At 42.3% G+C, this 20,717-nt stretch carries 13 protein-coding genes and 1 pseudogene; 9 read left to right on the top strand and 5 right to left on the bottom strand.

The window, feature by feature from the left end; translation table 11 throughout:
* The 7 genes and pseudogenes from NJD71_RS06650 (at position 1) to NJD71_RS06620 (ending at position 9,601) form a co-directional block, all read left to right on the top strand.
* Positions 1-1,092, top strand: a complete 1,092-nt coding sequence (locus NJD71_RS06650) for a PilW family protein (protein WP_319051157.1) — start codon at positions 1-3, stop codon at positions 1,090-1,092.
* The gene (locus NJD71_RS06645) at positions 1,092-1,907 is read left to right on the top strand and encodes a PilX N-terminal domain-containing pilus assembly protein (protein ID WP_319051156.1); all 816 of its coding nucleotides are present in this window, start codon (positions 1,092-1,094) and stop codon (positions 1,905-1,907) included. Before NJD71_RS06650 ends, NJD71_RS06645 begins: the two co-directional genes overlap by 1 nt.
* Before the next feature lie 95 nt (positions 1,908-2,002).
* Positions 2,003-2,239: pseudogene (locus NJD71_RS13990) on the top strand (hypothetical protein); the annotation flags it as partial.
* Positions 2,240-6,059: 3,820 nt separating this feature from the next.
* On the top strand, positions 6,060-6,605 hold the full coding sequence (locus NJD71_RS06635) for a type IV pilin protein (RefSeq protein WP_319051154.1): 546 nt from the start codon (positions 6,060-6,062) through the stop codon (positions 6,603-6,605).
* The gene (locus NJD71_RS06630; protein ID WP_319051153.1) at positions 6,599-7,111 is read left to right on the top strand and encodes a type IV pilin protein; all 513 of its coding nucleotides are present in this window, start codon (positions 6,599-6,601) and stop codon (positions 7,109-7,111) included. Before NJD71_RS06635 ends, NJD71_RS06630 begins: the two co-directional genes overlap by 7 nt.
* A gap of 425 nt (positions 7,112-7,536) precedes the next feature.
* Positions 7,537-8,061, top strand: a complete 525-nt coding sequence (locus NJD71_RS06625) for a pilin (protein WP_319051152.1) — start codon at positions 7,537-7,539, stop codon at positions 8,059-8,061.
* Positions 8,062-8,194: 133 nt separating this feature from the next.
* On the top strand, positions 8,195-9,601 hold the full coding sequence (locus NJD71_RS06620) for a sulfatase-like hydrolase/transferase (protein WP_319051151.1): 1,407 nt from the start codon (positions 8,195-8,197) through the stop codon (positions 9,599-9,601).
* Between the two features lie 153 nt (positions 9,602-9,754).
* Here the strand turns inward: NJD71_RS06620 and fdxA are convergent, their stop codons facing one another.
* Positions 9,755-10,078, bottom strand: a complete 324-nt coding sequence (fdxA, locus tag NJD71_RS06615) for a ferredoxin FdxA (protein ID WP_290178016.1) — start codon at positions 10,076-10,078, stop codon at positions 9,755-9,757.
* Between the two features lie 97 nt (positions 10,079-10,175).
* Positions 10,176-13,274, bottom strand: coding sequence for a DNA mismatch repair protein MutS (gene mutS, locus NJD71_RS06610; protein ID WP_319051149.1), 3,099 nt, complete (start codon positions 13,272-13,274; stop codon positions 10,176-10,178).
* Positions 13,275-13,734: 460 nt separating this feature from the next.
* On the opposite strand from mutS, the gene secA reads away from it, so the two are divergent.
* Complete coding sequence (gene secA / locus NJD71_RS06605) at positions 13,735-16,533, top strand: preprotein translocase subunit SecA (protein WP_319051148.1); 2,799 nt, start codon at positions 13,735-13,737, stop codon at positions 16,531-16,533.
* A gap of 216 nt (positions 16,534-16,749) precedes the next feature.
* The gene (locus tag NJD71_RS06600; RefSeq protein ID WP_319051147.1) at positions 16,750-17,280 is read left to right on the top strand and encodes a hypothetical protein; all 531 of its coding nucleotides are present in this window, start codon (positions 16,750-16,752) and stop codon (positions 17,278-17,280) included.
* Between the two features lie 126 nt (positions 17,281-17,406).
* Here the strand turns inward: NJD71_RS06600 and NJD71_RS06595 are convergent, their stop codons facing one another.
* From NJD71_RS06595 to NJD71_RS06585, 3 genes are all read right to left on the bottom strand, one after another.
* Positions 17,407-17,979, bottom strand: coding sequence for a YsnF/AvaK domain-containing protein (locus tag NJD71_RS06595; RefSeq protein WP_319051146.1), 573 nt, complete (start codon positions 17,977-17,979; stop codon positions 17,407-17,409).
* A 209-nt stretch (positions 17,980-18,188) separates the two neighbouring features.
* Positions 18,189-19,037 carry a DUF2382 domain-containing protein gene (locus NJD71_RS06590; RefSeq protein WP_319051145.1) on the bottom strand — a complete coding sequence of 283 codons (849 nt, stop codon included), beginning with the start codon at positions 19,035-19,037 and terminating at the stop codon, positions 18,189-18,191.
* Positions 19,038-19,444: 407 nt separating this feature from the next.
* On the bottom strand, positions 19,445-20,626 hold the full coding sequence (locus NJD71_RS06585) for a thiolase family protein (RefSeq protein WP_319051144.1): 1,182 nt from the start codon (positions 20,624-20,626) through the stop codon (positions 19,445-19,447).
* Positions 20,627-20,717 lie beyond the last annotated feature (91 nt).

Here is a 20,717-nt window from a genome sequence, read left to right as displayed (position 1 = left end):
GTGAAAATAAACACTCATAGCTCTATCAAGCCTAATACACAGTGTTCAAGTGATAACTTACATACATTTAATATATCTCCTGTTCGTCATAATGGCTTTACATTGATTGAGTTGATGATAGCACTAGTACTAGGCTTACTAATCTCAGCTGCTGCGCTCCAGATATTTTATACCAGTTCTGTTAACAGCCGCAGGCAAGAAGCAAGCTCACAAATTCAAGACAATGCAACTTTTGGCTTGGCCCAAATGCAAAAGCATATCAGGCGTGCCAATTATGGTGCCAAGCCAACAGCGACGTTCGATGAATATTTTATGAATCATAGAACACCGCAAGGGGGCGTCGTACTGACTGCGCCTACTGGAATACCTGTTGTAAGTGGTGCCCCTAAAAATTGGTTAACAGACAACCTATCGGGTTTAGTACTAGATGGAGCTGCAATTTCATCAGAATGGCTAACTCAGAATCAGTCAACAAAAAGCAAAAGTAATCTGAATGGTATAGACAATAGTGACCAGCTAACTATTCAGTATCAGGCAGGTTCTGCAAGTATGTTTGATTGTGAAGGCACGGCGATACCGGAAGGGTTTTATGTGATTGAGCGCTATTTTGTTCGAGACGCAGGACTGGCATGCGCATCGGCTATTTATAGTTATGATCAGCTGATAGCTGGAAGTAGTACAGGGATTGATATAAAAAATTATACTGTCCCAGGTGAGACAAGTGCAACGACCAATAACTTAACAGGTGAAGGTACGATCATTATTCCTAATGTAGATTATTTTAGAGTGATGCTTGGTGTATCGACAAGTACGGATTTTGCGACTGATCCTGCTAGTGCACGTATTGCTTATATACCGATACCAGCAACTGTTAGCACACTCAATAACCAGCGTATTTTTGGTATACAGTTCGGTATATTGGCACGCTCAGACAATCCCACTGCAACAGCACAAGACAACAATGCTCTGAGATTTACCATACTTGATAAAAGTAATCAAAGCTTAAACGCTGCAACGGTATCTGGACCAAAAAATCTGCGTAATGTGTACGAAAGCACTGTACTGATTCGCAACGCGAGAGGTGGGTTGTAATGAACAATCAGATCAGAACAGACCGACAGAAAATAATTGCAACCACTATGCATAGGGAGTCTGGTGCCGTACTCATCGTGGTACTACTGGTATTGATATTGATATTGATCGTAGGGGCAGTAGCCGTTCGGCAAAGTACCACAGACCTTAGAGTGGCAACAGCAGGCCAAGTTAATCAGCTTTTGTTCCAAGCAAACGATGCCGCATTTATGAAAGTAGAAAAAGAAGATCGAATTCTAAGTAATAGTCGAGAGGATATCGATGTACTCAAAGGTTATATGTCAAATATAGAACGAGGTGGTCATGAAGTGAGTTTATGTGTGCGACCACGTAGTACTCGATTATTCAGTATTCTCGAGATCAGTGAGCGTAATGAAAATGGCGATTTACTGACAAATCGAAATAATGGATATTGTGACCCTAGTGACAGCAATGACTATGTGAGCGAAGGTCGAGTGATTACACAGTTGTCATTTGTCAGAGCAGATGACTCAAGCTCAGAAGGGGCATTCGGCAGAGAGGTGTCAGGCACTTATTCTGGTGATTTTGCAAAACCAGAAACAGGTGGGAATGCTACTATCAGTTGTACTAAGTTTGAAGGTTATGCAACATCAGTCATACCTGCTTTTTCTGATGTAACATTAGGCGATGCAAGTAGTACAGGAACAGCGACTATTGCGGGTTGTTTTAAGCAACCACGTACAGGAGCATCCACTGTTGATACCTGTCTTGCTGCATTAGGTGTGCCTTTTCAGACACATCAGCAGCAGTATATCAATCAGCCTGTAGGCGTAGAGTGTCTCTCTGGCAGCTAAAGATCAGTTAACGCATTGCAGATGATTTTTTTAAAATAGATTAAGTAAAAGCGGTAGGTTTTATAGACCGAAATCAAATCATACAGGTGGTTATTATGAAAATCTCACGCGGTAAAAAAATTAATGCGTCCTACACCATGACAAAAAAACGGTCTATAAAATTACTGTCGCTTGCCATACTGGCATCAGCAACCAGTAGCGTCAATCATGCCAGTGATCTTGAGATATACCAAGCACCAGAGGGCGGCAAGGTTGTCATCACCATGATGCTGGATAACTCAATCAGTATGAGTTATACAAGGCAGTCTGACAGCATCAATAATGACTATGGTATAACAGGAAATACTTATCAGTATGATATTACACAACCTATTTATGATAACAATGGTATAGAAATCAATGGCTCTTCTGTGAGTTACAGAGTGTATTATCGTGTGAGCAACGATAAGCTGTATTTCGATCGCATATCACGTTTAAAGATGGCATTGATTCCTATGTTTGCCAACCCCAAAAGTGATGAAGGATTTGGTGCTGAGACGAACCTTGATAAATATATGATTGGCTTTGGTAGCTTTTTTGGGGATAGCCGAGAAGGTGGCGGTAAAATAGATGCGCCAGCCATGCCTCTAACGCTTGCAAATAGAAAAGAACTGCTTGGAAAGTTGGTTGATCTACAACCAGAGACATTTACACCGATCGCCAATGCTTACGCCGAGGCAGGAGCTTACATGCTCGGGACTAATACTCAGGTAACAGAGACTGAAACAGTATATGAGGAAGTAGGTTATTTAGAGTATCGCAGTGCAAACAATCGAAAGTACTACTTATATAAGTGTGAAAGTGTGAGCTCAGACACGTATACATATAACGGTGATACATACTCTGACTGTAAATCTAACCGTTACGATTATATAGATGGAAACACTAGCTCTCGTAGCCAGATTAACTTTAGTTTATTGGGAGACTACGAAACTGATCCAAGTAAGATTAAACAAGTTTCAGTCCGTAACGTTGGAACGAGATATCACTATTATAGAGAAGTAGAAAGAGATTCAGGAGCCAATTCTGAGAGTGGTTTTTCGCGATCAGAAGATAGTACCAAAAATGCGACAACGTATAACTCCCCCATTGATGGGTCAGACAATCAATGCAACGGCTACGGTATTTACTTTTTGACTGATGGTGAACCAAACGTAGCATCTGACGAAACAATTAATTTAATGAACAATAGTTTGTCAAATAGTACGCTAACTATGGGGAACTCATGCAATTCCGATCTAGCAAACTCAGGCGCTAGGTTTGGCAATGCCTCAGGTTGGCAGTGTATTGGTGAGTATGGCCCACTATTAAACAGTATCAGTAATTCTAAAAAGACAGCGATAAAGACGGCGACCGTCGGCTTTGGTAGCGTTTATCAGACATTATCTGAAATACCGAAAGTAACCAAAAATGTGAGGCTTGATAACGGCACAGTGGAAGCACGAGAAGTGTATAACTGTGACGGTGTGTCGGATAGGGACGCCAAAAACTTATGCAAACTGGGTGAAAAGGGCTATGAGTTCGGTGAAGGCGGGTTTTACTATACCAAAGAGAGCAAGGATATCTCTGACAGTGTAAAAAGTTTTGCAAAATCTTTAGGTGACAATGTCATCCAGCCCATATCGACAGGGACGATGTCAGTACCGCTAGATAGCTTAAGTGGATTAAAGTCACGTGGCTTTGCCTACTTACCGATACTAGAGCCAGTACCGAGATCACCACGACTCTGGAATGGCAACCTCAAAAAATATAAAGTAAAAGATGCAACCCTTTTCGGCGCGGATAACAACCCTGTTTTTTCCAATACAGATGGGGAGTTTGCCAAAAACACCCATGATTTATGGAACACTATTACAGATAGTTCACGTATAGATACACTCAGACCCGATCAAAGCAGGCCGCAAGTGGGCGGTGCCTATCAAAAAGTGTTTGAAAACGCGACTCCGCCTACTACTGGTGATCGCAATCTATTTGTTGATAGTGGAAGCGCGCTTGTTAACTTGACAGTCGATGTAGCCAATGTACCTAACAATTTTGACGCACTAACCTCTCTATCTGGCAATGACAGTGAGAAAAATGATAAAAAGCGCGCTTTGCTAAACTTTATGGGTTATCCGGTATCAGACATTGGTGTCACAGATGGCGTCGCGCTCGATGCAACAAAAAATAAATCATTAAAGAATATCGGTGGTGTTTTACACTCTATACCGCAGCTGATTACTCAAAAGGTTAATATTGATGGGGCAGGTAAGTTCGATGTGAGCAGTCGTAAGGATTATGTGCTCTACGGTTCTATGGATGGTGCACTACACATGTTGGACGACAGTACTGGTGAGGAAACTTTTACCTTTATTCCAAAACAGATACTAGAGCTGCAGCCTGATGCCATCAGTGGCGAGGGTAGTGCAGTAAATGGTAGCTATCCTTATGGTGTGGATGCACCTTGGCTAACCTATGCATCCTATACCGTAAAAGCAACTACTGAGGGAGAAGGTGAAAGTGCGCAGACCACAAATAGTTACGAAGCGTCTCAGAGCTTTGCATTAGGTGGACTACGTATGGGCGGGTCAATGTATTATGCCCTAGATGTCTCAAACCCTAAATCACCCAAAATGATCTATAGTGTGGGATCAAACTATGCCAATCGCCAAAAAGGACTTACTACAGATGTAAGAGGTGTAGCAAATGGTATCAGTGCCATTACGACTGCGGCAACAGCAACAGCTGACCAGAAAGCCTATGCTCGCATGGGACAGTCGTGGGGCAAGCCGACGCTTGGTTATGTCAAAAGTGGCGGCAAAAAAGTCATGGTCAGCTTTTTGCCGGGTGGTTATGATGACTGTTATGAAAACCCAAACTTTAAGCTATCTACGGTCAATACCGCCAATCTTGCTTGTAGTAATAAGGCGAGTGCTCAAGGTAATGCCATGTATATGGTACAAGTGGGTGAAGTCGAAATAGATGCGACAAGTAAAGAAGAAACCGTAAAAACTTCTACCAACAATGGCAATTTACTTTGGTGGGCAAGTAATAGCGATAGTAACATCACGGCTGCATCTACGGCTACTAGTCCCTCATTACAGTACTCACAAGCTGATGATCTTAAGCACAGTGTAGTGACGCAGGTCAGAGCTTTGGATCGTAACTATGACGGTTTGATAGATCATATCTACTTTGCTGACTTAGGTGGGCAGGTTTGGCGCGCTGATATCAACAACAATGCAGATACTGCAAACTTTAAAGTAGACCGTGTGGTAAAAGTATTAGACGTTAGTGACCAAGCATCAGACGGAGATGCACCTCCTCGCATCTATGAGCGCCCATTGATTACCTTCCATAATGGTACACACGCTTATATAGACGATGACAATCAAACAGGACAGTACTCAGGCGTACAAGCGATCGTGACAGTAGGCACAGGAGATCGTAGTAGCCCAGTATCTGCAACAAGAAGTACACCTAATGCAATCTATAGCGTGATAGATAAAGACGTCAGTCGTAATGAGTTGTTTTATTACGGTACAGAAACCGCGCCAACGCTGAACTTACGTACACCAGTCATCAAGGTTGCAGGAACCAGTACCAGAAACGACAAGCTGAAAGAGCTCACCTTTACAGATGCAGATCTAGGTACGAATGGTATTAGGGCTGGTATGCAAAACAATACTATTCAAGGCTGGTATATGCCTCTAACACATTGGCTAGATGAAGATGCAAAAATAGGTGGCAAATACAAGCTTAAAATGTTCAATGAACCAGATGCTATCGCTGGGGTATTAATATCTTCTTCTTTTAATCCAGATGAAGGTCAAGCAGCCAATACTTGTAGTGCGGGTGTGATCGGAGAAACACAACGTGAGCGTACCTGTTTGCCTTATGGTGTTTGCCTTGACAATACAAAGTCTGAAATACTGACATCACGCTCATCGTATAGTGCTGGTTTGGGTATCGTTGATAATATCGTTAGTCAGTACAATGATACCTCTACCTTTACCTCGTTAAAAAATTATTGTGAAGGTGATGACTGCGAACCAGAAGTTATCTGTACAGGGGATGACTGTAGTGACGTTAATCAGTGCGTAGGTCCTAACTGTGACGCGGATGCGGGTGTCAATGTCGACCAGCGAATCAATCCACTTAGCTGGATGGAACATTGATATGCTGTTTAAGAGTAGCCACTCGACCAGAGAGGCAGGCTTTACGCTTATAGAGCTGATGGTTACCGTCGCTATCGTTGCTATATTAGCCGCTGTTGCTATACCAAGCTATCGCGCCTTTGTTATTCGCAATGCGGAAGCAGACGTACAGCGAAAAATGCTCTCTCTTTCAAATGAGCTTGAGCAATGGCGTGCCAAAGCTTTGACTTACAAGGGTTTTAAGCCTCAGTCAGATGCTATCGCAAATAGTACGGGAGCAATCAATCAGCCTAATAATAATCCACGTTATACTATTACACTTGGACACATTACAGGTGATACCCCGACATTCAGTACTCTGCATGAGGGAAGTGGGCGCGCTACCAATTGGATAATGGTGGCCACACCAGTAGATTTGACAGGGGCGGATAATTTTTTGCTCTCAAGTCAAGGGTTACGCTGTGCAAGTAGTAGCAGTTTCGATGTTACAGATGCAGATTGTACAGGAGCGACAACATGGTAAATGCGGCATCATTAGAGAATGTATCAGTTGAGCCTGTTAGTCAGAAAGGATTTACACTGATAGAGCTGATGATAGTCGTAGCTATCATCGGTGTTTTGGCAGCTATTGCTTACCCGAGTTATCAAGGATACATTGAGCGAACCAATCGTGCGGATATGATGAGTGAAATGCATCAAATAGCCAGTCGCATCGAGTCAAATAAGATCAACTATAAGCGTTATGATAGAGTGCCACTTTCCTCTATATTTTCATCTACTGTTGCTACTGATGGTAGTACAAATTTTCCTGTTTCGGGAGCTGCGTTATATACAGTGACAGTAGGTACAGGGTCATGGGGAGAGGCAGACTGGACTACAAGCACGGGTACATTAGGAGGCCGTGACTGGACGATTATAGCCACACCAGTGACAGGTCAGCGTATGGCAAGTGATGGTAACCTAACTCTAGATAGTACTGGAGAAAAATGTAGGGGTACTGTATGTGGTGTAGACGACGAGTGGCAGTAATCGATCATTATACAAACTGCCTGACAAAAAATGTCAGCTGTAATTACGTTAATCTCCGGCAATTTATATAAACTGACAATTTTAAGCAATAAACTGGTAATAATATTTAATGGTTCCTATATTATCCGCTACGTTACTTATCAAAAGCGCTGAGTAAGCATGTCTAATAGCTAAGATATGTCATAAACTAAGTATTAATTTGTGACAAGCATTAGTGGTTATACTAGTTTGAAGACATAAACAAATATTTTAATCGATCATAAAAAGTTGGCATGCTATCTGCAACATTAATAATAAGAAGGTTAGATTTGTAAGTTCAATAACTACTCAATCTAACAAACCCTATATTTATGATAGATAGCAGATAATGATACCAAATAACGTATCAATTAATTTGTTATCACTTTGCCCTAAAGGACATGTCTATGAACGCTCAAAAAGGTTTCACTTTAATCGAACTAATGATCGTTATCGCTATTATCGGTATCCTAGCTGCGATCGCTCTACCTGCTTATCAAGACTATAGTACACGAGCAAAGATTTCTGAGCCTATCCTCGCAGCATCTACTTGCCGTACAGCAGTGACAGAAGCCTATCAAACAGGTTCACCTTTACCAGGTGCTAATGCTTTTGGCTGTGAAGTAGGTGAAGCAGCAGTTGCGGAAACTTCTTCGGGTGCAGGTGATGGAGTGGATGCAAATCCATCGACTAAATATACCGAAACAGTATCAACTACTGCAGATGGCTGGATTACGGTAACAACGACTACAGGATCAGGTTTAGGTGATGCAGAAGGTAAAACGTTCACATTAATACCGCAAACTGCTGGTGGTGCTAATATGACAGCGGCTAATAATTTAGGTGACACGGTTAATACATGGAAATGTGGACCAGGTGGTGCGACCCCTATTGCTGCTAAATTCTTACCAGCAACTTGTCGCGGTAACTAATTAAATAGTTTAATTAGACAAAAAGCCAAACTTTATGTTTGGCTTTTTTTTATCCTAAAGTAAGAGTATTTGCTTGTAAATTGTCGACAAAATAAAACGTAAAATAGAGATGAAGTACAAGGGCTATTTTTATATGACAGACTCCATATGGAATAAAGAGTATAGCGTTCCCTCTATAAAACTTGATAAGCTTATATATACGCTTATACTTTTGTTTCTTCCAAACCTTGTATTACTAATTATAAGTATCATTACCGAAACTGCTAGACCGTTGATCAATATAGATTATATACTACCTGTAGTACTAGTCTTATTGAACAACAGACTATGTAAGTGGTTAGGATATCTTTCCTTATCTGTATTGATTATCCCCGATGTGACTATGTTTGTCTTTCAAATGTTTCCATTTATGGATCTTGAAGGTGCGTTATATTTAGCGCCTTTTATATGGAATGGCCCGACAAATTATATATTATTTATATTAGCGACAATTATCTATACTTTATTATTACCACTTATAATAAGTAGTTCTTCTAAGTATACCGATAGCTTTCATACTCTGCTAATTGGTACATTTGTTTTAATCATAAGTTTCTTTATTTCTGACCATGACATTCGCTACAAAAATAGCTTCAGTAAAAATTCTGCTTCACATTATAGCTATGTGATAGCAAGTCAAACTAAGTTGTTTTTGTCCATTAATGATATGGATTTTGTGAAAGCTAATCAAATAGAAGCTAGATTTTCACCTACCAAATACGAGCGTGGGCTCTCAAAACTAGCACAACCTTTTAATCAAAAAATATTGTTTGTTCTTGTGGAATCACTAGGAGTATCTTCTAATAAAAAACTGCAAAATAAGATTATAGAGCCGATGTCACAACAACAAAACTTGTTTGAGTATTATGATGTGGGGCAATATAAAGCTCCTGATGCTACTATCCAAGCTGAGATAAAAGAGTTATGCGCCCAAGATATTGAAGGATATGGATTAAGGCTGGTTCCTGATACTAGTTTTCCGCTTTGTCTTCCTAAGATATTAGCTAGTAAAGGCTATCAGACGACGGCCTTTCATGGTGCAAACGGTAAGCTATATGATCGATTTAGCTGGTATAAAAAAGCAGGGTTTAATAACTATTTATTTGCTGAAAATTTTTTTGATGCTGAGAAATGTAAAGCATTTAATGGTATTTGTGATGATGAAGTGTTCCCAATTATCAAGAACTACTTTAAAGAAGATAAGCCTTCGTTTTTTCATTGGATGACACTTACCTCACATACACCTTATGCTAAAAAAGATATTTATAGCCAGCGTTTAGATTGTAAATATTATGAGATAGATAATGATGAAGCTTGTAGAAATATGATGCTACAAGCACAGTTCTTTGAAGGTCTTGCAAAGTTGAATAATCAGCCTGAAATGCAAGGTGTTGAAGTTATACTTATTGGAGATCATCAACCACCTATTATAAATGGTAACACTAGGTTTGGGGAGTATGAGTACAAGACTGTACCTTGGATACACTATAAAATTAAATAGAGTGTAAGATGCTTTTAATCCACTAATAACATGTCAATAGTCAATAAGTGTTTTTTGGAGCACTTTTTGCAAATTATCAATATAGAGACAAGCATCAGATAATAAAAAGCTGGGCAATATGCCCAGCTTGTTTCGGTCATGCAACTTTAAAATCTACTTCTCTAGATACTGAATCTTACCTTCTACACCATCCCACTTTGCTGCTTCTGGCAACTGATCTTTCATCTCAGTGATGTTTGGCCATTTCTGCGCCAGCTCTTCATTTAGCTGAGTAAACATCTCTTGATCTTTCGGAACTTCATCTTCTGAAAAGATGGCATTGGCCGGACATTCAGGCTCGCATAATGCACAGTCGATGCACTCATCAGGATCGATGACGAGGAAGTTTGGACCTTCATAAAAGCAGTCCACAGGACAGACTTCTACACAGTCGGTGTATTTGCAAAGAATGCAGTTATCTGTAACGACAAAGGTCATAGTAATGTCTACCTGTTATTGATTTGGCTTTTGGCTAAATAGAATAGTCGAAAATAAAGCGTATTTTAGCGCCTTTACTACGATTTGACAATTCCCTTTAATGACCAATGATTTTCTTTAGATGATAGATCAAATCATGCGCTTGTTTTGGGGTCAGGCTATCAGGATCAATGGCGCTCAGTTCGTCTTCTATGCTAAATAACTGATTTTGCTTTAGATTATCCGCTATATTTGGTGATTGTACTATGTAACTAGTCTGCGGTTCTAGAACAGCGTTATTGTCAGATTCCGGCTGTTTATCCGTTACTGACTTAGCTAAGTCATTTTTATCATCAATAGTTTTTTCATTTTCTGCTTTTAGATTGTCTATTAAGTAACGTTTGGCATCATTTAATACTTGAGTGGGAATCCCTGCCATTTTGGCGACATGTAATCCAAAACTAGAGCTTGCAGCGCCCTCACAGATCTGATGAAGGAGAAGTAACTGACCGTCGATTTCACTGGCGGCGACGTGGACGTTACGAATCTCGTCACTTGTCTGTACCAATTGCGTCAGTTCAAAATAATGGGTGGCAAATAGTGTCAGGCAGCCAATCTCTACTAGGCGATTGACACAAGCGTGAGCAATGGCTAAGCCATCAGTGGTCGCCGTACCGCGTCCGACTTCGTCCATTAATACGAGCGATTTATTGGTTGCTTGATTTAATATATTAGCCGTCTCTATCATCTCTACCATAAATGTCGACTTGCCACCTGCCAAATCATCAGCTGAACCAATGCGGGTAAAGATACGGTCAATATCACCAATATGAGCGTGCTCAGCGGGCACAAAGCTCCCGCAATGAGCGAGCAAGACAATCAGCGCAGTTTGACGCATATAAGTAGATTTACCGCCCATATTAGGACCAGTAATCAGGAGCAGTCTTTCAGGATGTCCTTTTTCAGCACTATCAGTATTATCGCTACCTAGCGTACAGTCATTGGCGACGAAGTGTTTGGTGCTTAATGAATGATTATTTTTGTGGTTGGCGTTATTTTGACTCAATGCAGCTTCGACCACAACGTGACGACCTTGGCGAATATCAATATGGGTTTGGTTTTTAGTTGTGGATTTGCCTTGGCCTTTTGGATAATGTCCCATAATTGGGCGTTGCCAATGATAAGTGGTCGCAAGCTGTGCCCAGTTACTCAGCACGTCTATTTGAGCGATAGCAGCACTCAGCTGTTGTAGATCGGCCAGACTCTCATTTAATCGATTTAGTAGCTCTTGATATAATTGTTTTTCACGAGCTAGTGCCAAAGATTGCGCGCTCAGATATTCTGTCTCGACTTCTTTTAGTTCATCGGTGATAAAACGCTCGCTACTCTTGAGGGTTTGCCGACGGACAAAATGAGCCGGAGCGTTCTTCGCTTGCATTTTAGGTAGTTCAAAGTAAAAGCCACTGACTTTATTAAAGCCCACTTTTAGACTGGGCAATTGATTGTCTTGACGAGCCTGCTCTACCATTTTATCTAGTGTGGCTTGGATATTGTCATGAAGATGAGTCAGACGATCGAACTTATCGTCATAACCCGCTGCCAGCATGCCACCATCACGTATATGTGCAGGTGGCTCTGTGATGATGGCACGCTCGATCACTTCAGAGACAGCCTGAACAGCAGGGAGTTGAGCGGGCATTTGCTGCATCAACATCGGTAACAGGCCAGCGTCTTCATGGCTGATACCCGCATTCACGAGTAAAGTTGTAAGGTGAGCGCTACTCGCGATACTGTCGGCAAGCTTGCGCAAATCGCGAGGTTTTGCGCTCATTAGCCCGATACGGCTACTAATGCGCTCGATATCACCGATGGTATTGAGTGTGTCACGTAGGCTAGTTACCAATGAACCATTTTTTGAATTTTGGATAGTTTGAGCGGAGTTGCTATCGGTATTTAATAAGGCGTCTATTGCATCAAGACGCATATTAATATGCGAATGTTGACGAAGTGGACGCTTCATCTGCTGCATGAGCAGTCGCTTGCCCATTGGTGTCTGGCAGTGGTTGAGGACCGATATCAAAGACGTGCCGCTGCTACTAACAGGAGCAAATAGCTCAAGGTTTTGCTGACTATTAGCATCGATAATCAGGTAGTCATCACTATGCTCAACGATAAGCTGATTGATCTGTGGTACATGCCGCTGCTGAGTCTGCCGTGCATAGTGAATCAGGGCAGCACAACTAGATTGCGCCAGTACATTGTCTGCGATACCCAAACCATCGAGACGCTGTACTTCAAACTGCTGACAAAGCGTGTCACTAGCGTGCCCACGATGAAAATCATTGGCAGCAACTTCTATGATAGGGCAGTCAAGGTGCTGCCGTAACCACAGCGTCCACTCTGTATCATTGCTTCCAATGCTATCGCCAACGCCATCAATAAGTGCTTCGCTAATGATACATTCACTGGGTGCAAACCGTGCCAACACCGTCAGCATCTGCGTCTGCAAGCTATCTGCATCGTCTTTGTCAGTACTCAAGGTTTGTGTGGTTAATGTGCCAGCGGCCAAGTCCATTTGACTGACTGCTGCCTGTATAGTTTGGCTACTATCTTGATTTTTTATACTAGCAATATCGATAGCAACCACAGTAGGTGTATGGTTTGGCGCAATCAGAGCATCATCGGTAATAGTGCCTGCAGTGAGTGTTTTGACGACTTCGCGGCGCATGATACTACCAGCCGCCGATTTACCTTTACTCTTTTTTTGTTTGTCACCCATGCTAGGTAAGCTGGCGTTATCGTCAGCGGCAGGGCTACTGACAGCGTCGTCTACTTGCTCACAGACCACTACCGTTTGCCCAGCCGCGATCAAGCGCGCCATATAGCTATCAGCTGCATGAAACGGTACCCCCGCCATTGCTATTGTATTGCCTGCTTTGTCATTACCGCGGCGAGTGAGCGTAATGTCTAATATCTGCGCGGCGCGCTTGGCATCATCGAAGAACAGCTCATAGAAGTCACCCATCCGGTATAGCAGCAGCGCTTGTGGATAGTTGGCTTTCATGGTTAGATATTGCACCATCATCGGTGTATGGTCTGCTAGGTTATAGACAGCATCGCCTATACTTAAGCAGTCAGAGCTCTCTTGTTTTGATAAGGGTTTTTCCGATGAATTAGGGTTTGATGACTGATTTTGTACAGCTGGTTTTACGGTCATGCAGAGTCTCTTATAGTACTGTAATGAGTGGTGATCAGTGTATTGTGGTAGGGACTTTATGGCATTGCTTGTTTGATATATGAATGTTGGTTTAATAGGTTGGTCAGCTGTTCATACATAACTGGTTCAGTTATCAGTTTTAGATTAGTATTTACCGATAGAGTTATACGAGAGTCAAAGCAAGGGCAAACTAGTAAAGATGACAAACTAATAAAGTCATGCAAAACGCTAAGAAACGTAAGCGGGTATGCACTATTTTAACACGTCCTGCGTGGTTTTTACCGCGGCAAATATCTACTCGCTGCCCTTGTATCCATCAGCGCCATAACCATATATAATGACGGCACACTTAATTGGGCGATACTAAATTAGGTAGTACTTAGTCAAATGAAGACACGGCCGCGAGCTAAGCTTTGGCTAATGCGCACTAATTATCGAATATTCCATAGGTCAAAAAATTATGTTATCAAAGATTATAGGCAGTGTGGTTGGCACTAAAAATGACCGCGAATTAAAACGCATGCGTAAAGTGGTCAGTAAGATCAACGCAAAAGAGGCTGAAATACAAGCCCTGTCTGATGAGCAACTACAACAAAAAACCGAAGAGTTTAAAGCGCGCCATCAAAAGGGCGAAAGCTTAGATGCACTATTGCCAGAGGCATTTGCCGTTTGCCGCGAAGCATCATTACGTGTGAATGGTATGCGTCACTACGACGTGCAGCTGATCGGTGGTATCACCTTGCACGAAGGCAAAATCGCTGAGATGAAAACAGGCGAAGGTAAAACCCTGATGGGTACTTTGGCGATGTACCTAAACGCTATCAGTGGTAAAGGTGTCCATCTGGTCACGGTCAACGATTATTTGGCTGCTCGTGATGCTGAGCTAAACCGCCCACTATTTGGGTTTTTGGGTATGACCGTTGGTGTTATTTATTCGCAGCAGCCGCCACAAGAAAAGATCAATGCTTACCAAGCAGACATTACCTATGGTACCAATAACGAGTACGGCTTTGATTACTTGCGCGATAACATGGTGTTCAAGCTAGAAGAGAAGAAACAGCGCGCACTAAATTTCTGTATTATTGATGAAATTGACTCAATCTTAATCGATGAAGCGCGTACACCGCTGATTATTTCGGGTCAAGCTGAAGATTCATCACGCATGTATGCGCTGATCAACACCATTATTCCTGTGCTGATCCGCTCAAAAGATGAAGAAGCCAACAAGAACAACGAAGAAGAAGATTTCTGGATTGACGAAAAAAATCGCCAGATTGAGATTAGCGAAAAAGGCTATGAGAAAATTGAGCGCTTCTTAATCGAAGTAGGTGAGCTTGGTGAAAACGAAAGCTTGTATAGCCCAAGCCGCTTGCCATTATTGGCTCACGTTCAGGCAGCCATTCGTGCGCATCATGTCTTTGTCAAAAACGTCCATTATATCGTCGATGAAGGCGAAGTGGTTATCGTTGATGAGAATACCGGTCGTACGATGCCAGGTCGCCGTTGGTCAGAAGGTCTACATCAAGCAGTAGAAGCGAAAGAAGGTGTGGAGATTCAAGCAGAGAACCAAACGCTTGCAACGACGACGTTCCAAAACTACTTTCGTCTGTATGACAAACTGTCTGGTATGACGGGTACTGCTGATACCGAAGCAGCAGAATTTAAGTCTACCTATGATCTAGATGTCATCGTTATTCCAACGCATGAGCCCATTGCTCGTATCGATATGGATGATCAGATTTTCTTAACGAAGTTAGGAAAGTACAAAGGTATCATCCGCGAGATTAAAGAAATTCAGGAAAAAGGTGCGCCAGTATTGGTTGGTACGGCGACGATTGAAGCCAGTGAGGAGTTGTCTTACTTACTCGATCAAGGAGGCGTCAAACATAATGTCCTAAACGCCAAGCAACATGAACGTGAAGCGGAAATCATCGCGCAAGCAGGTAGTCCAAAATCAGTCACGATTGCAACTAACATGGCAGGTCGTGGTACGGATATTATCTTAGGCGGTAACTGGCAATCATTTATCGAAGATATTGATGCGGTCAGCCCGGAGGAGATGCAGCGTCTAAAAGCCCAGTGGCAAGTCAAGCATGATCAAGTTGTGGCCGCTGGTGGTTTGCATATTATTGGTTCTGAGCGTCATGAGTCACGCCGTATCGATAACCAGTTACGTGGCCGTGCTGGTCGTCAGGGTGACCCTGGTATGTCACGCTTTTTCTTATCGCTCGAAGATGACTTGATGCGTATTTTTGCAGGCGATCGCGTGGTCAACATGATGCGCGCAATGGGTCTAAAAGAAGACGAAGCTATCGAGCATAAGATGGTGTCAAGATCTATTGAAAACGCACAGGGTAAAGTTGAGAGCCGCGATTTTGATGCTCGTAAAAATCTATTGAAGTATGATGACGTCGCCAATGAGCAGCGTAAAGTGATTTATGGTCAGCGTGATGATCTGCTGGCTGAGATGGAGCTATTAGAAGCCATCGAAGTGATGCATAAAGAAGTCTACAATGCCATGATCAACCAGTTTATTCCGCCTGGCTCTATTGATGATCAGTGGAATATCGATGGCCTAGAAGATGAGCTTGAGGATGAGTTCAAGATAACAATGCCGATCAATGACTGGTTAGATGAAGACCGCCGACTGGATGAAGAAGGGCTACGCGAGAAAATCGTTCAGACGGCGATAGATCGTTATCATAGTCGCCGCGAGCAGATGGGTGAGCAAGACGCAGCTCAGCTTGAGCGTCACTTTATGCTACAAAGCCTAGATAAGCATTGGAAAGAGCATTTGACACAGATGGATCAGCTGCGTAAAGGAATTCATTTGCGAGGTTATGCACAGAAAAACCCCGAGCAAGAGTACAAGCGTGAATCGTTTGAGCTGTTCCAGATGATGCTGGGTGCAATCAAGTCTGAAACCGTACAGGACTTGTCACGTGTACATATACCAACCAAAGAAGAGCTTGAAGCACTAGAAGCTCAGCAGCGCGAAAATGCCGCTCACATGCAGATGCAGTTCGAGCATGATGATGTTGATAACTTAGATAGCAGTGCAAACAGTGCCACCGCTCAGCCGCAACCACAGAACCGCAATACTGCTGGTGCTGCAGCAGCTGGCGTGAGTGCAGCTGTAGCAGGTAACCCGAATAATGCCAATGAACCAAACCCGTATGCTGGTATGAATATCAGTCGTAATGCTCCTTGCCCCTGTGGTTCAGGCCTCAAGTATAAGCAGTGTCACGGCAAGATCTAACGACTGGTCATCATAAAGTCGTATTTTAAAACTGAAAAAGAAAAGCCCTTATCTAAATCAGGTAAGGGCTTTTTTATGTGAATACAAAGCTTTCTTGCACTGACATTTATTCTTATATGTCTAGCAGACAATTTGTATTGATTATTTACAAATTCAGCATAGGCGTGAATTTGCGGACACGCTATAGTGTTTAGCATATCTATTTGGGAGAGAGTTATGAGTTTAGAATTATTAAAACAGTTGCGGACTTCAGTAGCGTTGACAGGACTGCTAGCTGGTGCATTGACGATCAGCGCCTGTCAGCAACAATCAGAGCCAGAAGCAGGTATGGAAGGCGTTAGTACAGAAGAGTCTGTGCCTATGTCTGCTGAGCCTGCTGAACCGAGTGACGTTGTGGTTAATACCGAAGATGCCTCACTCAATGAAGTAGAGGATGACACGGTTGCTTCTGTTAATAGCGGCGTGACACAGATACTATATTTGTGCTCGCCTGAGTTGAAAGTTGATGCAACCTACAAGGAAGAAACCAATCAAGTGGTAGTTGCAACTGACATGGGTACAGTAACATTGAATCAAACCAATGAAGGTACCAACCCTGAAGTGTTTGAAGTCGCAACATCGATTGATGGTGGTCAAGGATTTACGCAGTGGCGCGTCGCCCACGAAGCGCGCGATACAGGTGTGATGCGTACTGCTGGTACTGATGAGGCAAACGTTGATACTTTTGAATGTAACAAAGTCTCATAGCCAAACATTAGTGATTATATAATGATATAGCCAATCGTTAACAAGTAATAAAAAGCAACGCGAGTAAGCGTTGCTCTTTATTGTCTGTAACTTGTACGGGCTAATAAAAAAAAGTCAGCCTCTCATCTATTTCAAACGAGTAGTGCCATTATTTTGTGACTCGTGCGCTAAGAATCCTTCTTCGGTGACGTCTAGCTCTTCATGCTTGAGCTCTACTTGAATGCTATCGTTATGTACGTGCGTGCTCTTATTAACATCGATTTCCTGAATAGCATAAGTGTCTTTAGTAACCGTAGCCACTTGACGTGACAACACAATTTCAATTGGCTCATCACCGATCTCTATTTGTTTGCCATTAATGGTCACTACTGCCTTGCTGTCTAGTGATGGCTCGACATGACGCAATATATCTTTTTCATCATAGTTACCTGAGAGCAAATCTTGACTCTCTGTATCATGGTACTCAGTACGAACAGTAATATATTCTTCTATAAGCTCAATGGGTACATTGATGGTTTTTGTGCGCGCGTGTTTGGTGACAGTTACTTTACCCACATCTAAGCGCTCTTTATTTACAACTGGCCGTTCTTCCAATAGCTCTAGATGCCCAATATTAACTACATTCGATGTGTTGTCAGTTGATAGGTGTTGCTCATTGTCTAAATTGTCTTGGTATAGATCGCTGTTGTTAGTAGACATGGTTATTTCCTTATTTTGTGCGAGCAATGGATGATAGATTTTTAAAATTATTTATATTGTATAAGATACTAAATATAGCGAGTATCTCTCAGTATAAATCGTGCAACAGATTACACAGAAGATTTTTAAGAAAAGGATCAATCCATAAAAAAGACCAGAGTATAATTCTGGTCTTTTTATTAGATATAAGCGTGTATTTACTTTACAGATTACATACCACGGGCGCGGCGTACGTCATCTGCAGTAATATCATCACGATTAACTAAATTGCCTTCACGGTCAACTACGTTACCATTGTTGTCCACGTCTAGCTCTTCACGTTGGATAGTTTCAACGAGAGTTTCTGTATGACGGTCTGTTGTTTTGCCGACATTAACTTCTTCAGTTACGTAAGTTTCTTTAACAACACGAGCACGTTCTGCTTCTAGTTCAACTTCTACTGTTTCGCTTACATCTACGTCACCGATACGACGGTCTGTTGGGCGGTTGACGCTAGTACGCTGAATGTCAGCATGCTCTTCTTCTAGCTCTACTTCAACATTGCGCTCTTCAGTTACGACATGTTTGCCAACTTTTACTAGACCAGCAACGATACGGTCTTTATTCACGGTTAGACGCTCTTCTAATAGCTCTAGTGTGTTTGGTGCTTCATAAGAATGGTCTGCGATATCTACGCGCTCTTCGGCTGGTAGGGTATCAGCAGTAAAATTCTGACGATCCTTTTCGTACTGCTCTTTATAGCTGTACTGGTAGTCATGATCGTATGCTTCCATTGCTTCTACTTGTGATTTAGTCAAACTATCAAAGAATACGTCGTCACCTACAATACGTGCTAAACCTGCTGGTACCAATACTTCTTTTGAGCTGAACCAGCCACCTGCATCAACGATCAAATAGCGAATGCGACCAGTAGTGTCTTCTACTAAAGCACCTTCGATTTTACCGATCTTTTCTTCATTCACACCGTAAGCGGTTTTTTCTGTTGGATCATAGTAGTCGTCACCGATTAAGTCGCGGTGAGTGGCTTGGATATCTTTTAAACGGATTAACTGGCTCATTATTGTCTTCCTTTTCTATGAGTTTATATTTTTAAAATTAATAGTTATTTTTAGTTTTTAATGCAATATTGTTTGTATTACAAAGTTAGGATTAAACTATCAAAATAGTTCTCTCATCAACTTGTAGCTATCCTAACATCATGATTTTGGATGAGATATATGAGCAAGGTAGCAAAGTGTGCACTTGCCGTAATTCCGTGTAATAGGCTGTAAGCGCGATAACAGAGAAGGGGGTACAAGTTAACGCGCCTTAACATAGAGTAATGTTTGGCGTGTATTTTAATTAAGTAGAAACAAAAAAACCGCATCACCTAGGGCAATGCGGTTTTTGGGTAACATATATCAAGTAAGAGATATACTAAATAGTCAGCTACATTCTAAATGTCATGTACAAGTGCAGTTTTTACTTAAGGTATCTCAATCGCAACGGCTACAGCTTCGCCGCCACCGATACATAGGGTTGCAATCCCTTTTTTGCCACCGGTACGCTTAAGAGAGTTGATAAGCGTAACGAGAATACGCGCACCTGAACAGCCTACTGGATGACCAAGGGCACAAGCACCACCTTCAACGTTTACTTTGGCATGGTCGATTTTTAGCTCATCCATAGCAGCCATAGTGACCATAGCAAAGGCTTCGTTGATTTCCCACAGGTCGACTTCATCCACTGACCAGCCAGCACCTGCGAGTACTTTTTCAATTGCGCCAATCGGTGCAATCGTAAATTCGCTTGGGTGACGTGAGTTTGATGCAGTCGCAATGATACGAGCCTGATAATCCAGACCTTCAGCTTTCGCTTGTGATTCTTTCATGACGACAACAGCAGCAGCACCATCTGAGATTGAGCTGGCATTTGCCGCCGTGACCGTACCGTCTTTAGCAAATGCTGGACGTAGGGTTGGAATACGGTCAGCATTGGCTAAGGCTGGTTGCTCGTCAGTATCGACTGTCTGTTCGCCTTTACGAGTTTTGAACGTTATAGGCTCGATCTCATCTTTGAAATGATCGTCTTTGATCGCTGTTAGAGCACGGTTGAGTGATTCAATAGCAAACTCATCCATTTGCTCACGCGTATAGCCTTTTTCGTCTGCCATTTCTTGAGCAAACATACCCATTAGCTTACCAGTTTCAGCATCTTCTAGACCGTCTAAGAACATATGGTCTTTTACTTCTTTGTGACCCATACGGTAGCCACCGCGCGACCCTGGCATCAGGTAAGGGGCATTGGTCATTGATTCCATACCACCAGCCACAGCAACATCGAAGCTACCAGCTTTGATACCGTCGTGCGCTTGCATGACTGCTTTTAGACCTGAACCACATAGCTTGTTGATGGTCACAGCACCAGTCGCATCAGGTAGACCTGCTTTGCGCATTGCTTGACGGGCAGGGCCTTGACCCAAACCTGCAGTCAAAATACAACCCATGATAACTTCATCAACGTTATCAGCACTAACGCCTGAGCGTGTGAGAGCGGCTTTAATAGCAGCAGCACCTAAATCGGTAGCGCTGACGTCTTTTAATACGCCTTGGAATCCACCCATTGGAGTACGTGCACCGTTTAAAATTACAATTGAATCATTTGACATCGTTATTATTCCTTATTACGTGTTTTGTTTAAATCTTGCTGAATAAATCAGACACTGATCAGCTAGCTGCATTTGTATGACTACAAATATT

The sequence above is a fragment of the Psychrobacter sp. PP-21 genome (assembly GCF_033790785.1).
Classification (GTDB): Bacteria; Pseudomonadota; Gammaproteobacteria; order Pseudomonadales; family Moraxellaceae; genus Psychrobacter.
The sequence above is the reverse complement of the archived record's forward strand: the minus strand, read 5'-3'. Positions and strand labels throughout refer to the sequence as shown.

Bases quoted from the DNA above. Each gene is read 5' to 3' on its own strand.
- NJD71_RS06585 (WP_319051144.1), bottom strand. From the start codon at position 20,626: ATGTCAAATGATTCAATTGTAATTTTAAACGGTGCACGTACTCCAATG.
- NJD71_RS06625 (WP_319051152.1), top strand. From the start codon at position 7,537: ATGAACGCTCAAAAAGGTTTCACTTTAATCGAACTAATGATCGTTATC.
- NJD71_RS06620 (WP_319051151.1), top strand. From the start codon at position 8,195: ATGACAGACTCCATATGGAATAAAGAGTATAGCGTTCCCTCTATAAAA.
- mutS (WP_319051149.1), bottom strand. From the start codon at position 13,274: ATGACCGTAAAACCAGCTGTACAAAATCAGTCATCAAACCCTAATTCA.
- NJD71_RS06645 (WP_319051156.1), top strand. From the start codon at position 1,092: ATGAACAATCAGATCAGAACAGACCGACAGAAAATAATTGCAACCACT.
- secA (WP_319051148.1), top strand. From the start codon at position 13,735: ATGTTATCAAAGATTATAGGCAGTGTGGTTGGCACTAAAAATGACCGC.
- NJD71_RS06600 (WP_319051147.1), top strand. From the start codon at position 16,750: ATGAGTTTAGAATTATTAAAACAGTTGCGGACTTCAGTAGCGTTGACA.
- NJD71_RS06635 (WP_319051154.1), top strand. From the start codon at position 6,060: ATGTCGACCAGCGAATCAATCCACTTAGCTGGATGGAACATTGATATG.
- NJD71_RS06590 (WP_319051145.1), bottom strand. From the start codon at position 19,037: ATGAGCCAGTTAATCCGTTTAAAAGATATCCAAGCCACTCACCGCGAC.
- NJD71_RS06630 (WP_319051153.1), top strand. From the start codon at position 6,599: ATGGTAAATGCGGCATCATTAGAGAATGTATCAGTTGAGCCTGTTAGT.
- NJD71_RS06595 (WP_319051146.1), bottom strand. From the start codon at position 17,979: ATGTCTACTAACAACAGCGATCTATACCAAGACAATTTAGACAATGAG.
- fdxA (WP_290178016.1), bottom strand. From the start codon at position 10,078: ATGACCTTTGTCGTTACAGATAACTGCATTCTTTGCAAATACACCGAC.